Origin of the sequence: Micromonospora sp. NPDC050417 (assembly GCF_044458865.1) — a bacterium.
In the GTDB taxonomy this organism is placed as follows: domain Bacteria; phylum Actinomycetota; class Actinomycetes; order Mycobacteriales; family Micromonosporaceae; genus Micromonospora_G.
In genome coordinates this window covers 101,217-115,482 of record NZ_JBITIH010000006.1, presented here as the reverse complement: position 1 = coordinate 115,482, position 14,266 = coordinate 101,217, and the positions used below count along the sequence as shown (strand labels likewise).

Genomic DNA, 14,266 nt, shown 5'->3' with positions numbered 1-14,266 from the left:
GCCCCCTCGGCCGCACCAACTTCACGATCGACGGCGTGGCGGGCGTTCGGGTGAGGGGCGCAGGAGGGGGCGGAGGAAACCGGCCCAGGAGGCCACGACGGTGAGCGCGAGCAGCAGTTGGGCCAGGGCGGTGAGCTGTTCCGGGTAGATGACGCCTTCGACGTACCGGTCGATGAATCCCTGTGTGGTGGCGGCGCCGGCCTCACCGGCCTGCCGTCGCGACCAGTGCTCGGCGTAGGTGAGCGGGCAGACCACCTTGCCCACGACGACGGTCATTCCCCAGCCGGCGGCGGCCAGGTGCGGCCAGATCGTCCAGCGCCAACGCCAGGCCACGAACCCGCCGAGCAGCAGGTAGGCCAGGAACCCGAAGTGCACCACCAGGATCACCGTGGTCAGCAACCGATAGCCCATGTCCGCCTCCGCAGGCCAGGCTATGCGGCGAACGGCCCCGAAATCCTGGGTACGGGGACTCAGCCGGCGACCGGCCCTCGCCCGACCAGTCGTCCCGTTCTGGCACCGGCCGCGCCCCCTTCCCGCAGCGCCCACCAGCGGGCCAGCACGGTCGCCCCGGCCAGGGCGGACAGGACCATCGCCACTTCGATCAGCAGCACCGGCGCCGAGGAGGCGTAGTTGGTCAAGCTGGCGAATCCCATCGTGACCGGGGTGATCGCCACGCCGGCCAGCGGCAGCAGCACACTCATCGCCGCCAGGGTCCGGCCGATTCGCGGCACCTCCCGCATCCGCACCCGTACGGCCACGAGCGCCCCGCCGATCACCAGCGCGGCGGCGGTGCCGTAGTAGGCGAGGAGCCCGACCGCGAGCGGCACCTCCAGGTCACGTCGAAGGTCGAAGATCGACACGATCACCTGGTAGATCCCGAAAAGGAAGAGGTAGCCCGCCAGAACGCCCGGCACCGTGCCGGCCAGGGCGGTGAGAAGCAGCCTTTGGTAAGCGCGTGGAACGCCGGGCAGGCCCGCCTCGTCGGCGAGGCGTCGGGCGAAGCCGCGCACGTCGGGGCCGAGAAGCTGCTCGGGGGTGACGCCGTCGGCGGCAGCGGCCTCCAGGTCCTGCCGAAGGTCGGTGGCGAGGGCGATCCGGTCGCGCCGGTTGACGCCGCGCGCGCGCCACTCGCGGTCGGCGGTCGCCAGGGTCGCTTCCACACTGGGGCCGTTACTGCTCGACACGGTCAGCTCCTCGAACTCGGAGGGACGGCTTCGGTGAGGGTGGCGTTGACGGTCTGGACGAAGTCCGTCCACTGTCGGCTCCACGTGTGCAGCCGGGTTCGGCCCTCGTCGGTGAGTGCGTAGACCTTGCGCGGTGGCCCGCTCGGGCTCGTCTGCAACTCGTCGGCGACCAGGCCGAGACGCCGCATGCGGGTCAGCAGCGGGTAGATGGTGCCGTAGCCGACGGCGTCGAATCCCGCGTCGTCAATGCGCCGGACCAGTTCGTAGCCGTGGGCCGGCTCCTTTGCCAGCAACGCGAGCAGGCACATGTCGAGGGCACCGCGCAGCAGTTGGGTCTGCCGGTCGGCATCGCCGACTGTCGCTCTCCCATCCACTATCATGCGACACACAGTAGCAGCTATTAGGCGACACCGAATAGTGGTTGGTCGCGAAAAACAGGTGCTGGTGGCCGGCCCCCATCCACTACATACTGTGTTGCGTGCGTGACGATGAGGCGCGGACGGCGCGCGAAACAGTGATCAGGGTCGTGCGATCCGACGATCCGATCGCGGCGGTCACCGAGGACGACGCCGCCCGACGGGCCCGGACCTATCCGAACCTACGGCTGGGCGGACCCCTCTTCGGCCACGCCGAAGACCTCGGCGACGGCGGCTGGCGCATCAGCGGCCTTGAGGAGCACACCCCGCAGGCGGCCCGGGATGGCCTCGCGTACCGCTTCCGGGAGCGCCTCCTCGAAGGCGTCGACGCCGCCGAGGCCGAGGAACTCAGCGCCGCCGGGCAGATCCTGGACTGGGAGAAGGTCGACGAACTGTCGGTCGCCGGGCGCCACTACCGGATCATTCGGGCCGACACCTTCGCCGCGTTCGGATCGGACGGACCCGAGCCGCCCCGCCCGACCGACCCCGACCCGAAGGGACCCGGGGCGGCTCGCGAGGTGCCCCGGGGCAGCGAGGGACTGGTCGTCAACCCCCGAATGCCGACCGGGGTGGCACACGGTCTGCTCAAGGTGAACCTGCTCCCGTCGCACTACTCCAAGGCGAGTGTCCCCCCGGACGTCTACGCCGACAGCCGCCGTGCCGTACGCACCCACCCGGACGGAGTCTTCCTCCCCACCGAGTACGCGGTGGCCGAGTACGTCGACGGACACTGGCAACCGGACACCCGAGCGGTCGGCACCCCACAGGCCGCCCGTGACCTGATCACCTTCAACTTCCGTTACCTGATCCCGAGAATCGGCAGTCCCACCGAGGCGGAGGCCACCGCGTACGCGAAGGCCGCCGACGACCTCGACGCCAGTCGGACCAACGAGGTCTGCGTGCTCGGCCGCCGGTTCCGGGTCACCAGGATCGTGATCCTGCTCCGCTTCGGACCCGACGGGCCGGAGCCACCACGCCCGTCGGACTACGACCCGGACCCGCCGCCGGAGGCCCACTCCGCGCAACTTCGCGAAGAGGGCCTGCTCCCCGACCCGGACTAGCCGCGCGCCTACCTACCGATTCGGCTGCTGGTTGAAGCGCACGAGGTTGCCGGCCGGATCCCGGAAGGCGCAGTCGCGTACGCCGTACGGCTGGTCCATCGGCTCCTGAAGGACCTCGGCACCACTGGCCCGGATGCGCTCGAAGGTCGCGTCACAGTCGTCGACGGTGAACACGACCCCACGCATCAGTCCCTTGGCCATCAGGTCCGCGATCGTCTCCCGATCGGCCGGCGACGCGTCCGGGTCCATCCCCGGCGGCTCCAGCACGATCTGGGCATCCTGGCCCGGCGCGGCGACCGTGACCCAGCGCATGCCCTCGTAACCGACGTCGTTGCGCACCTCCAGACCAACCGCGTCCCGGTAGAACGCGAGCGCCTTCTCGTGGTCGTCAACGGCGATGAAGCAGTAGGTGAGTGCGATGCCCATGCGGGTCACGCTACGTGCCCGACAGTTGGGGTGCCTTCCCATCCCTGACCGGCCTGGTGGCGATCTTGACGAAACAGGCCGGGATGGACGCGGCGGCGCCGTGGTTACGGGCCCGGTAGGCGCTGGGCGTCTCCCCGACCAACTCGGTGAAGCGGGAGCTGAACGATCCGAGGGAGGAACAGCCGACCGCCATGCAGACCTCGGTGACGCTCAGGTCACCCCGGCGCAGCAGCGCCTTGGCACGCTCGATCCGTCGGGTCATCAGGTAGCTGTACGGCGTCTCGCCGAAGGCGGCACGGAAGCTGCGGGAGAAGTGACCGGTCGACATCAGCGCGTCGCGGGCGAGCGCGGGTACGTCGAGCGGCCGGGCGTACTCCCGGTTGATCAGGTCACGGGCCCGGCGGAGCCGGACCAGGTCCGCTCGTGTCACGGGGTCCAGCATGGCACGGACCAGTCGGAATCCGGTGTGACGGGCCATCGGCCTCGACACACCGGATCCCTGGCTGACGAGCGTCAGACCTCGACCACGTTCGGCACGATCATCGGCCGGCGGCGGTACGCGTCGTTCACCCAGCGCCCGACCGTACGGCGGACGATCTGCTGCAACTGGTGCGGATCGGTGATGCCGTCGGTCGCGGCCCGGCTCAGCGCCTCGGTGATCAGCGGGATCACCGGGTTGAACGCCTCCGGGTCGTCGGAGAAGCCCTTCGCGGAGACGGTCGGACCGCCGACGACCTTGCCGGTGACCGAGTCGATCACCACGGTCGCGGCGATGAAGCCACCGTCGCCGAGCATCCGCCGCTCGGTGAGGAGCGACTCCCCCACGTCACCGACGGCCAGGCCGTCGACGTAGACGTACCGGCTCTTCACGTGACCGACCAGCGACGCCCGCCCCTCGACCAGGTCGACCACGTCGCCGTCCTCGCAGAGCACCACCCGGTCGGGGGCGACACCGGACTCGATCCCCAGCCGGGCGTGCGCCCGCAGGTGCCGCCACTCACCGTGCACCGGCAACAGGTTGCTCGGCCGCACCACGTTGAGCAGGTAGAGCAGCTCGCCGGCGGGCGCGTGACCGGAGACGTGCACCTTCGCCACGTCCTTGTGCACGACGGTCGCGCCGGCCCGGGAGAGGCGGTTGATCACGCGGTAGACCGAGGTCTCGTTCCCCGGCACCAGCGAACTGGCGAGCACGACGGTGTCGCCGGGCGCGATGGTGATGTGCCGGTGGTCACCGGTCGCCATCCGACCCAGCGCGCTCATCGGCTCACCCTGCGAACCGGTCGACATCAACACGATCTGGTCCGGCGGCAGGGCGGTCGCCTCGTCCAGCCCGACCACCAGGCCCGGCGGGATCTGCAACAGTCCAAGGTCGCGGGCGATGCCCATGTTGCGCACCATCGAGCGACCGATCAGGGCCACCTTGCGGTCGTACTCGGCCGCCGCGTCCAGCACCTGCTGCACCCGGTGCACATGCGAGGCGAACGACGCCACGATGATCCGGCCACGCGCCTTGCCGAAGATCGATCCGAGCACCGGGCCGATCTCCCGCTCCGGTGTGACGAAGCCGGGGATCTCCGCGTTGGTCGAGTCGGACAGCAGCAGGTCGACGCCCTCGGCACCGAGCCGGGCGAAGCCGGCCAGGTCGGTCAGGCGCCCGTCCAACGGGAGCTGGTCCATCTTGAAGTCACCGGTGTGCAGCACCAGCCCGGCCGGGGTACGGATGGCCACCGCGAGCGCGTCCGGGATCGAGTGGTTGACCGCGAAGAACTCACACTCGAACGGGCCCAGCCGCTCCCGCGCACCCTCCCGCACGGTGAGCGCGTACGGCTCGATCCGCCGCTCGGCGAGCTTCGCCTCGACCAGCGCGAGGGTGAACTGCGAGCCGACGAGCGGAATGTCCGGCTTGTGGGCAAGCAGGTACGGCACCGCGCCGATGTGGTCCTCGTGCCCGTGCGTCAACACGATCGCCTGCACGTCCTCCAGCCGATCGAGGATCGGTGCGAAGTCAGGCAGGATCAGGTCCACGCCGGGCTGCTCGACGTCGGGGAAGAGCACCCCGCAGTCGACCACCAACAGCTTGCCGTCGTACTCGAAGACGGTCATGTTGCGCCCGATCGCGCCCAGACCGCCCAGCGGTATCACCCGCAGCCCACCCACCGGCAGCGGTGGGGGCAACTCCAACTCCCGCGCTTGCGGCTGGCTCATGCCACCGCCTCGTCGCGCTCGACCACAACCGCCGCCTCACTGTTCAACTTGCCCCTATCGCCGACCTTACTGACTGACCCACTCATGCCGGCAACTCCAGACCGGCGTCCGCACAGTCGACCCGAAGCTGCGCCAGCTCCGCCTCGGTCGCGTCGACCAGCGGCGGCCGGACCGGTCCGGCCGGCCGACCCGACGCGGCGAGACCCGCCTTCACCAGAATGGTGCCCTGGGTCCGGAAGATGCCGGTGAACAGCGGCAGCAACCGGCGGTGCAGGAGCAGCGCCGTCGCGTTGTCGCCGCGGTCGTACGCCTCGATCATCTGCTTCGCCAGCGCCCCGGTGAAGTGCGTGGAGGTGCCGACCAGGCCGACCCCGCCGACCGCGAGCGAGGCCACGGTGAGCGAGTCCTCGCCGGAGTAGACAGCCAGGTCCGTCCGGCTGGTCACCCAGGAGGTCGCGGTCAGATCGCCCTTTGCGTCCTTGACACCGACAATCCGGTCATGCTCGGCCAACCGCACCAGCGTCTCCGTGGCGATCGGCACCCCGCTGCGGTGCGGGATGTCGTAGAGCATCACCGGCAACCCGGTGGCGTCCGCGACCGCAGTGAAGTGCCGCAGCAGCCCCGCCTGCGGCGGCTTGCTGTAGTACGGCGTCACCACCAGCAAACCGTGCGCGCCGGCTTTCTCGGCCGAGACGGCCAGCTCGATGGTGTGCCGGGTGTCGTTGGTGCCGACCCCGGCGACCACCTTCGCGCGGTCACCGACGGCCTCCACCACCACACGCAGCAGTTGTTCCTTCTCCGCGTCGGTGGTGGTGGGCGACTCGCCGGTGGTGCCACTGATCACAAGAGCGTCGTTGGCCTGTTCGTCCACCAGATAGGTGGCGAGCTGAGCCGCGCCGTCGAGGTCCAGCGAGCCGTCCGGGGTGAACGGCGTGACCATGGCCGTGAGCAGTCGCCCGAAGGGACGGGGTACCGCCCGGTCGGCGGCGGCAGGGTGGTCGTGCGTCATACCGCTAACCTATCGGACGCCCAACCCCCGGCCACCGGGGAAGTCGCTGCTCGGTCCCGTCCCCACGGCCGACCCTCGCTCAGGACTGCTGGGCGTACGGGCTCGCCGCCACCTCGCTGCCGTCGGGCAGGGTGCTGATGGTGAAGTCCGCGAAGACGTTCGGTGCCACCCGCTGGAGCTGCCGGAGGCATTCCACCGCCAGCTCGCGAATCTCGACGTCCGCGTGCTCAGTGGCACGCATCGCCACGAAATGCCGCCAGGCACGGTAGTTGCCGGTGACCACGATCCTGGTCTCGGTGGCGTTCGGCAGCACCGCACGCGCCGCCTGCCGGGCCTGCTTGCGCCGCAACGTCGGGTTCTCGACGTCGGCGAAACGCTGCTCCAGCCCCTCCAGCAGGTCGTTGTACGCCCGTACGCTCGCCTCGGCCGCCTCGACGAACCGCTTGTGCAGCTCAGGGTCCTCGGCAATGGCCGCCGGCGCCACCACCGCGGCGTCCCGCTCCGGGACGTAACGCTGGGAGAGCTGCGAGTACGAGAAGTGCCGGTGCCGGATCAGCTCGTGGGTGAACGACCGGGACACACCGGTGAAGTAGAAGGTCACGCTGCCGTGCTCCAGCACGGAGAGGTGACCGACCTCAAGAATGTGGGCGAGATAACCGGCGTTGGTGGCAGTCGCCGGGTTGGGCTTGCGCCAGGACTGGTAGCAGGCCCGGCCGGCGAACTCGGCGAGCGCCTGACCCCCGTCCGCGTCCGTGGACCAGGGCACCTCCTCCGGCGCCTCGAACTGAGTCCACGCGATGAGCTTGACCTGCGGCGACACGATTTCCGGCATTCCTGGGACTCTAGTTGCCCCGGCTACACCAGTGGCAGATGGGGCCGGCGGGTCAGACGTAGAACCAGGTGAACGGGGCCCAGGGCAGGTTGCGCAGCACCGAGAACGCCATCCAGGCACCGAGGAAGATCCCGATCGTCATCGGCCCCACGGTCAGCCGGGGCAGCCGCCAGCCGAAGAGCTGTTTGGAGGCCCAGGCCAGATAGAGGTAAACGACAAAGGGGACGGCGAAGACAAAGAGGATGTGGTGCCGGGCAGCGGCCGGTAGGTCGCCGTGGAGCAGGTACCAGAACGCGCGGGTCCCCCCACAACCGGGACAGTCGAGGCCGGTGGTGAGCTTCAACAGGCAGGTCGGAGCCGCGTCCGGGGCGCTGCGGGTCGGGTCGGCGTAGAGGGTGTAACCCACCGCGCCACCAAAACAGGCGAGCACGGCGATCGGGGCCAACCAGCGCGGGGACCGGGTGGCGATCCGGTCGAAGAAACGGGTGATCCGGTCGGGCCGCGCCACCTCGTAGACCGGCTCTCCCGGATAGGGCGCCGCTTCCCCCGGGTAGGTGGGCTCGGCGGGCGGCATCGTCGGTCCACCGGCGCTCGTCATCGCCACCCCACTCGTCGCATCGGCCGGTCTCACCGTACACCGATGGTGCTTGCCAACGCGGCGGCGAGCGGGCCGGCAAGATCTCCCACGACGGGCGGCGCCACCGCGCTCAGGCCGAGCCAGCCGGCGAGCCGGCGCAGCTCGGCCGCGAGCGCCAGGGCGGTGTCCGCCGGGTCGGCCCCCGGCTCCAACCAGGCCGCCGGCACCAACAGCACACCCGCCTTCCGGTCGGCCTTCAGGTCGACCCGGGCGGTGAACCGCTCCCCCTGCAGGAACGGCAACACGTAGTAGCCGTACACCCGCTGCGGCGCCGGAACGTAGATCTCGATCCGGTAGCTGAGGTCGAAGAGCCGCTCCGTCCGGGCCCGCTCCCAGATCAACGGATCGAAGGGGCTGACCAGGGTGCTGGCCCGGACCCACCGGGGCACCCGGGCGTCCACGTGCAGGTACGCCGGAGCGCGCCAACCCTGCACCGCCACCGGCCGCAGCTCACCCGCCTCGACCAGCTCGGCGACCGCCACCCGCGCCGCCGCCACCGGCAACCGGAAGTAGTCCCGCAGCTCCGGTTCGGCGGCCACCCCCAGGCAGCGTGCGGCGACCGACACCAACCGCCGGTACGCGTCCGCCGGAGCCGGCGTCGGCGCCCCCACCACCGCCGGGGGCAGCACCCGTTCGGGCAGGTCGTAACGGCGGGCGAAGGAGTTGGTCCGACTGGCCGCGGCAACGTCGCCGGCCCAGAAGAGAAACTCCAGCGCCCGCTTCACCTCCGACCAGTTCCAGCCCCAGTTGCCGGTCTGCCGGGGTGCGTCGTGCTCGATCTCGGCGGCGGTCAGCGGCCCTCGGTCACGTACCTCGTCGCGGACCCAGGCGACCAACTGAGGCTGCTCCTGCGCGATCCGGCGCATCCCGCCCCAGGCATCGTCCCGGGCCGCCGCCATCCGCCAGCGCAGCGCCGGGTGCAGGTCGACGGGGACCAGCGACGCCTCGTGCCCCCAGTATTCGAACAACTCCCGCGGCGGCTGATAGGCGGCCCGGTCCAGCAGGCCGGTCGGATAGGGGCCGAGTCGGCTGTAGAGCGGCAGGTAGTGGGCTCGCTGCAACACGTTGACCGAGTCCATCTGGATCAACCCGACCCGGTCGAGCACCCGGCGCAGGTGACGCAGGGTCGGCACACCGGTCGGCACGGGATCGGCGAACCCCTGGGCGGCGAGCACCACCCGGCGAGCCTGCGCCAACGACAAAGATTCCGGAACACCCACCCTCGGAACCCTAGCCACCTCCCCCGACACCCTTGGTGGAAGGAAGGGCCCCTTGTTATCGCTTTCGGTAGTACAAGGGCCCCCTCCTAACCCGCCGGGGGGCGCGGACGGATGAGCTGGACTCGCCGCCCGGCAGGGGTTAGAACGGAGACGTGCTGACCATCCGACCCGAGGAACCCGCCGACGCCGAGGCGGTGGCGAGCGTGCACGTACGCACCTGGCAGGCCGGGTACGCGGGAATCATGCCGGACGAGGTGCTGGCCCGGCTGAACATCCAGGCGTGGGCGCAGCGGCGGCGAGACGTCGGCACCGCCGAACCGGACCACCCGTTCACCACCCTGTTGGCGGAACGGGACGGCACGGTGATCGGCTTCACCACCTTCGGGCCGTACCGCAACAACCAGGACCGGGACGACCTCGACCACGCGTACGGCGAGATCCTCACCATGTACGTCGACCCGGAGCACTGGGGTACCGGGGTCGGCCGGGAGCTGATGAACGCCGGGCTGACCGGCCTGACCGGGCGCGGCTGGCGGGACATCCGGCTCTGGGTGTTGGAGGAGAACGAGCGGGCCCGCCGCTTCTACGAAAGGGCCGGGCTAGTCACCGACGGTGAGCGGTCGACGTACGAGATCCACCGGACCGCGGGACGGCCGCCGCTCGGGCTGATCGAGCTTCGGTACGCCGCCCGTCTCGGCGAGCCCTGACCCGGATCCGCCGCCGGCCGCCGCACCGGGTCCGGTCTCCGGTGTCGGCCGAGCCGGTGCGGCCGACCGGGGCCGGTTGCCGATCGGCATCCCGACCAGCAGGGCGATGCTGACCCACACATAGGCGTTGCTGCCGAGGAAGCCGCCGACACCGGTGGAGTCGTGTTCCCAGATCCAGACGAGGCGACTACAGAGCACCCCGTACGCGATGATCGCGAAGGCCAGCAGGCCACGTCGCCGGCGGCTGCCCACGGGCGCCGCGACCGCGTGGTCGACCACGAGCACCAGCGCCGGAATCAGCCAGACCAGGTGGTGTACCCAGGTCACCGGGCTGACCAGGGCACCGAGCACCCCGGTCAACGCCAGCCCGGCCACCTCGTCCCCGGCGGCGACCGCCGCCCGCACCCGCCAGGCCCAGACCGCCAGCGCGGCGACGGCCAGCACCAACCAGGCCAGGGTGCTCGGGTCGGCCGGGTCGAGCCGGGCGACCACACCCTGCAGCGACTGGTTGGAGATGAACGCCAGCTCACCCACCCGGTCGGTGTCCCAGAGCGCGCTGGTCCAGAACTCGCGGGAGGCGTCGGGGGCGACCGCCGCGGCGATCAGCGTGGCCACGGCGGCGGCACCGCTCGCCGTCACGGCCGCGCGCCACCGGCCGGTCACCAGCAGGTAGACGATGAAGATGCCCGGGGTGAGCTTGATCGCGGTGGCGAGACCGATCCCCACCCCGGCCCAGCGCCGGTAGCGGGCCGGGTCCCGGCGGCCGGCCGGTGGACGTCCGGGCAGTGCGTGACCGGGCACGACCTGACCCGGTGCGGCGTACCCGGGGCGGACCAGCCAGAGCAGGTCGGCCGCGACCAGCACCAACAGCAGCATGTTGACCTGACCGAAGTCGACCGTCTCGCGCATCGGCTCGAACGCCGCAGCCAGGCAGACCGCCACCGCCAGCGCGAACCAGCGGGTCCAGCCCATCCGACGGGCGACCGGGTCGACCAGCCACCAGAGCAGCAACACGCTGACCAGCGCGGTGAGGGCCACGCTGAGCACTGTCGAGAGCAGGAACGGCAGGTACGCGAGCGGGAGCATCAGCAGCGCCGCGAACGGCGGGTAGGTGAAGCCGTACTTGCTGTTCGGCTTCAGCCAGTCGTAGATCTCGCCGCCCTCACGGGCCCAGTAGTGCAGGGCGCCGGAGTAGACCTTCAGGTCGAAGAAACCGTGCCCGACCGCCGCGACCGAGAGGAAGGCGGCGACCAGCACCGCCAACGCGACCACGAAGAGCACCTGGTACCGGATCTGCCGGAAGGCACCCTGCGCCACCGTCGTCTCCCTCGCGTCCGTACGCTCACCGTTCATGGCTCTCGGGTACGTCCGCCCGGCGCGTCCGGAGGACGCCGCCGAAATCGCACGCATTCAGCTCGCGACCTGGCGGGTCGCCTATCGCCGGTTGCTCCCCAAACACGTGCTCGAACGGTTGGACGAGGGGTGGCTCGGCAAGCGGTGGAGTGCCGCGATCGAGGCACCGCCGTCCGGTCAGCATCGTGTGCTGGTCGCGGTCGAGCAGGCCGAACAATCGTATCTGGTGGGTTTTGCCGCATCCGGACCGGCGGACGAGCAGTCCCTCGCCCCGGACGAGCCTGCCGACGCCCTCGGCCCGCAGGTGGTCGCGGTGACCGACCTGCTGGTCGAACCGCGCTGGGGCCGTCGTGGGCACGGCAGTCGGTTGCTGGCGGCCAGCGTCGACCTGTGGCGTGAGGACGGCTTCGGTACGGCGGTCGCCTGGGCCTTCGACGGCGACCCGGCCACCCGGGCGTTCCTCACCAGCACCGGTTGGGAGCCGGACGGGGCGAGCCGGGCGCTGGACGTGGACGACATGCTGGTGCCCCAACTGCGCCTGCACGTGGCCGTCGACGCCGCCCCGGACCCCGACGCCGGCTGAGTGGCGTCGGGGCCTGGCGCGCGGGTCACTCAGCCCTTGTCGGGCCCGTACCGGTCACTCAGCCCTTGTCGGCGCCCTGGTTGGCGTCGCGGACGAAACAGCGCTGGATGACCACGAAGATGATCGCCGCCGGGATGGTGGCGAGCCACCTGCACCGTGTCTACGGCACCGAGGTCAGCGCCCCGGTGGACCGGACCGGTGCCGCCACCGTCACCGGGCTCCCTGCCGGCCTCACGCTCGTGCGGGAGCAGTAGGAACGCCCAAACGAACGCCGTCCCGGCACCGGTTCGACCGGGGCCGGGACAGCAGACGTGCACAGGGGCGTGCTCAGTCGAGCAGGGCGTCCAGGCCGATGGTGAGACCCGGACGACGGGTCACCGACCGGACGGCGAGCAGCACGCCCGGCATGAACGACGCCCGGTCGTACGAGTCGTGCCGGATGGTCAGCGTCTCGCCGGTCGTGCCGAAGAGCACCTCCTGGTGCGCGACCAGGCCGGTGGCGCGGACCGCGTGCACCCGTACGCCGTCGATGTCGGCCCCGCGCGCACCCGGCACCTCGTCCTTGGTCGCGTCGGGCATCCCGGCCAGACCGGCCTCGGCCCGCGCCTGGGCGATCAACCGCGCGGTGTGCGTGGCGGTACCGCTCGGCGCGTCAAGCTTCTTCGGGTGGTGCTGCTCGATCACCTCGGCCGACTCGAAGTAGCGGGCGGCGCGGGCGGCGAACTGCATCATCAGCACCGCGCCGATGCCGAAGTTCGGTGCGATGACCACGCCGACCCCCGGCTTGTGCGACAGCCAGTTGCGCACCCGGTCGAGCCGCTGCTCGGTGAAGCCGCTGGTGCCGACGACGACGCTGATCCCCTGGTCGACGCACCAGTGCAGGTTGTCCATCACCACGTCCGGGGTGGTGAAGTCGACGACCACCTCGGCACCGGCGTCCGAGGCGTTGAACAGCCAGTCGCCCTGGTCGATCATCGCTACCAGTTCGAGGTCGTCGGCGGCGTCGACCGCCTTGCACACCTCGACGCCCATCCGGCCCCGGGCGCCCAGCACCCCGACCCGCAGCGGCTCCGTCGACGTCTCGGCCAGTGCTTCAAGTCCGTCACTCACGGGGCACAACCTATCCCACCCGGCGCGGGCACATCCGGGGACGTCCCATGCCGACCGTACGCCGGGCGCCCGACCACCCGTTCAGGCAACGGGCGCGGTGAAGTCGTCCTCGCCGAACGGACCGACGACCGCGAGTGACATCGGTCGGGCCAGCAGGTCTGCGGCGAGTGTGTTGACCTCCTCGGCGGTCACCGCGTCGACCCGGGCCAGCAGCTGGTCGACCGAGAGCAGGTCGCCGTAGAGCAACTCACCCTTGGCCAGCCGGCTCATCCGGGAACCGGTGTCTTCCAGGCCGAGGACGTACGAGCCCTTCGCCATGCCCTTGCCCCGGGCCAGCTCACCGTCGGTGACACCCTGCGCGGCAACCGTCGCCAGTTCCGCGCGGACCAGACCCAGCACCTCCTCGACCTTGCCCGGCGCGCAGCCGGCGTAGACGGCGAAGAGACCGCTGTCGGCGTACTGGCTGGCGTAGGAGTAGACCGAGTAGGCCAGGCCCCGCTGTTCGCGGATCTCCTGGAAGAGCCGGCTGGACATGCCGCCGCCGAGCACGTTGTTGAGTACGCCGAGCGCGAACCGCCGCTCGTCGACCCGACCGATGCCCGCGCTGCCGAGCACCACGTGCGCCTGCTCGCTCTCCTTGTGCTCGACCACCGTACGGCCGGCCCTGGTCCTTGCCGCGGGTGTGGCCGCCCGGGGTGCCGCCGGCTGGGCCGGCGGAGTGTCCAGCGGAGTGCCCCGCAGCGCCTGGCGGACCAGCTTGACCACGGCCGCGTGGTCGAGATTGCCGGCGGCGGCGATCACGATGTTCGGCGCGGTGTAACGCCGCTTGTAGAAGCTCTGGATCTGCCGGCGGGTCATCGGGGAGATGGTCTCCTCGGTACCCGAGATCAGCCGGCCGAGCGGGTGGTCGCCGTAGATGGCGGTGGCGAAGAGGTCGTGCACCTCGTCACCGGGCTCGTCGTCGTGCATGGCGATCTCTTCGAGGATCACCCCACGCTCGGTCTCCACGTCGGCGGGTTCGAGCACCGAGTCGGCGACCAGGTCGCACATGACGTCGATGGCGAGCGGTAGATCCTGGTCGAGCACCCGCGCGTAGTAGCAGGTGTACTCCTTGGTGGTGAAGGCGTTCGTCTCGCCGCCCACCGCCTCGATCTCGGCCGAGATCTCCAGCGCGCCCCGCTTGTGGGTGCCCTTGAAGAGCAGGTGCTCCAGGAAGTGCGAGACACCGGAGGAGGTCCCGGTCTCGTCCCGGGAACCGACCGCCACCCAGATGCCGAACGACACGCTGCGGACCGTCGGGATCGCCTCGGTGAGGACACGCAGCCCGCTCGGCAGGACGGTACGGCGCACGGTGCCACCCAGCGGGTCGGCGCTGAGCGTACGGGTCACCGCCCGGTGCGCGGTGCCCGAGCCGGGTACGTCGGCGGGCCGGCGGTGGCCCCGCCCGGTCAGCAGAGATGGTGGTTGCGTATCCCGCTTCAAGAGGCCAGGGCTCCTAGTTTGACGGAGATGGACAGGCCGTG

General features: G+C 70.7%; 17 protein-coding genes. 4 read left to right on the top strand and 13 right to left on the bottom strand.

Features of this window, described 5'->3' with window-relative positions; translation table 11 throughout:
* Positions 1-21: 21 nt before the first annotated feature.
* From ACIBF5_RS10450 to ACIBF5_RS10440, 3 genes are read right to left on the bottom strand one after another with little or no spacing between them, the layout of a single operon-like run.
* The gene (locus tag ACIBF5_RS10450) at positions 22-411 is read right to left on the bottom strand and encodes a DUF2784 domain-containing protein (protein ID WP_396810161.1); all 390 of its coding nucleotides are present in this window, start codon (positions 409-411) and stop codon (positions 22-24) included.
* 59 nt (positions 412-470) lie between these two features.
* On the bottom strand, positions 471-1,184 hold the full coding sequence (locus ACIBF5_RS10445) for a hypothetical protein (RefSeq protein ID WP_396810160.1): 714 nt from the start codon (positions 1,182-1,184) through the stop codon (positions 471-473).
* Positions 1,185-1,186: 2 nt separating this feature from the next.
* Positions 1,187-1,564 (bottom strand): PadR family transcriptional regulator, encoded by a 378-nt coding sequence (locus ACIBF5_RS10440; RefSeq protein ID WP_396810158.1) that lies wholly within the window; start codon positions 1,562-1,564, stop codon positions 1,187-1,189.
* Between the two features lie 98 nt (positions 1,565-1,662).
* Here ACIBF5_RS10440 and ACIBF5_RS10435 point away from each other — a divergent pair, with 98 nt between their 5' ends.
* Positions 1,663-2,661: a DUF5954 family protein gene (locus ACIBF5_RS10435; RefSeq protein ID WP_396810156.1), complete on the top strand. Its 999-nt coding sequence runs from the start codon at positions 1,663-1,665 to the stop codon at positions 2,659-2,661.
* A gap of 12 nt (positions 2,662-2,673) precedes the next feature.
* Here ACIBF5_RS10435 and ACIBF5_RS10430 read toward each other — a convergent pair whose 3' ends face one another.
* The 7 genes from ACIBF5_RS10430 to ACIBF5_RS10400 all read right to left on the bottom strand — a co-directional run bounded on the left by ACIBF5_RS10430 (position 2,674) and on the right by ACIBF5_RS10400 (position 8,990).
* On the bottom strand, positions 2,674-3,087 hold the full coding sequence (locus ACIBF5_RS10430; protein ID WP_396810154.1) for a VOC family protein: 414 nt from the start codon (positions 3,085-3,087) through the stop codon (positions 2,674-2,676).
* Between the two features lie 10 nt (positions 3,088-3,097).
* A complete protein-coding gene (locus tag ACIBF5_RS10425; protein ID WP_396810428.1) occupies positions 3,098-3,529 on the bottom strand; it encodes a helix-turn-helix domain-containing protein in 432 nt (143 codons plus the stop codon).
* Between the two features lie 71 nt (positions 3,530-3,600).
* On the bottom strand, positions 3,601-5,292 hold the full coding sequence (locus ACIBF5_RS10420) for a ribonuclease J (protein WP_396810153.1): 1,692 nt from the start codon (positions 5,290-5,292) through the stop codon (positions 3,601-3,603).
* A gap of 82 nt (positions 5,293-5,374) precedes the next feature.
* On the bottom strand, positions 5,375-6,301 hold the full coding sequence (dapA, locus tag ACIBF5_RS10415) for a 4-hydroxy-tetrahydrodipicolinate synthase (protein ID WP_396810151.1): 927 nt from the start codon (positions 6,299-6,301) through the stop codon (positions 5,375-5,377).
* Positions 6,302-6,380: 79 nt separating this feature from the next.
* Positions 6,381-7,133, bottom strand: coding sequence for an FAD-dependent thymidylate synthase (thyX, locus tag ACIBF5_RS10410; protein ID WP_396810149.1), 753 nt, complete (start codon positions 7,131-7,133; stop codon positions 6,381-6,383).
* Between the two features lie 52 nt (positions 7,134-7,185).
* Entirely contained in the window at positions 7,186-7,731 is a 546-nt protein-coding gene (locus ACIBF5_RS10405) for a DUF2752 domain-containing protein (RefSeq protein WP_396810426.1), read from the bottom strand.
* Between the two features lie 29 nt (positions 7,732-7,760).
* Positions 7,761-8,990, bottom strand: coding sequence for a winged helix-turn-helix domain-containing protein (locus tag ACIBF5_RS10400; protein ID WP_396810147.1), 1,230 nt, complete (start codon positions 8,988-8,990; stop codon positions 7,761-7,763).
* 152 nt (positions 8,991-9,142) lie between these two features.
* On the opposite strand from ACIBF5_RS10400, the gene ACIBF5_RS10395 reads away from it, so the two are divergent.
* On the top strand, positions 9,143-9,697 hold the full coding sequence (locus tag ACIBF5_RS10395) for a GNAT family N-acetyltransferase (protein WP_396810145.1): 555 nt from the start codon (positions 9,143-9,145) through the stop codon (positions 9,695-9,697).
* Here the strand turns inward: ACIBF5_RS10395 and ACIBF5_RS10390 are convergent.
* Positions 9,590-11,014 carry a glycosyltransferase 87 family protein gene (locus tag ACIBF5_RS10390; protein ID WP_396810424.1) on the bottom strand — a complete coding sequence of 475 codons (1,425 nt, stop codon included), beginning with the start codon at positions 11,012-11,014 and terminating at the stop codon, positions 9,590-9,592. The genes ACIBF5_RS10395 and ACIBF5_RS10390 overlap by 108 nt on opposite strands.
* Before the next feature lie 34 nt (positions 11,015-11,048).
* On the opposite strand from ACIBF5_RS10390, the gene ACIBF5_RS10385 reads away from it, so the two are divergent.
* Together ACIBF5_RS10385 and ACIBF5_RS10380 are read left to right on the top strand one after the other, a co-directional pair.
* On the top strand, positions 11,049-11,633 hold the full coding sequence (locus ACIBF5_RS10385) for a GNAT family N-acetyltransferase (RefSeq protein ID WP_396810143.1): 585 nt from the start codon (positions 11,049-11,051) through the stop codon (positions 11,631-11,633).
* Positions 11,634-11,740: 107 nt separating this feature from the next.
* Positions 11,741-11,887, top strand: coding sequence for a hypothetical protein (locus ACIBF5_RS10380; RefSeq protein ID WP_396810141.1), 147 nt, complete (start codon positions 11,741-11,743; stop codon positions 11,885-11,887).
* Between the two features lie 73 nt (positions 11,888-11,960).
* On the opposite strand, the gene dapB is transcribed toward ACIBF5_RS10380, so the two are convergent.
* Both dapB and ACIBF5_RS10370 read right to left on the bottom strand, forming a co-directional pair.
* The gene (gene dapB / locus ACIBF5_RS10375; RefSeq protein WP_396810422.1) at positions 11,961-12,722 is read right to left on the bottom strand and encodes a 4-hydroxy-tetrahydrodipicolinate reductase; all 762 of its coding nucleotides are present in this window, start codon (positions 12,720-12,722) and stop codon (positions 11,961-11,963) included.
* 102 nt (positions 12,723-12,824) lie between these two features.
* Complete coding sequence (locus ACIBF5_RS10370) at positions 12,825-14,195, bottom strand: M16 family metallopeptidase (RefSeq protein ID WP_396810420.1); 1,371 nt, start codon at positions 14,193-14,195, stop codon at positions 12,825-12,827.
* Positions 14,196-14,266 lie beyond the last annotated feature (71 nt).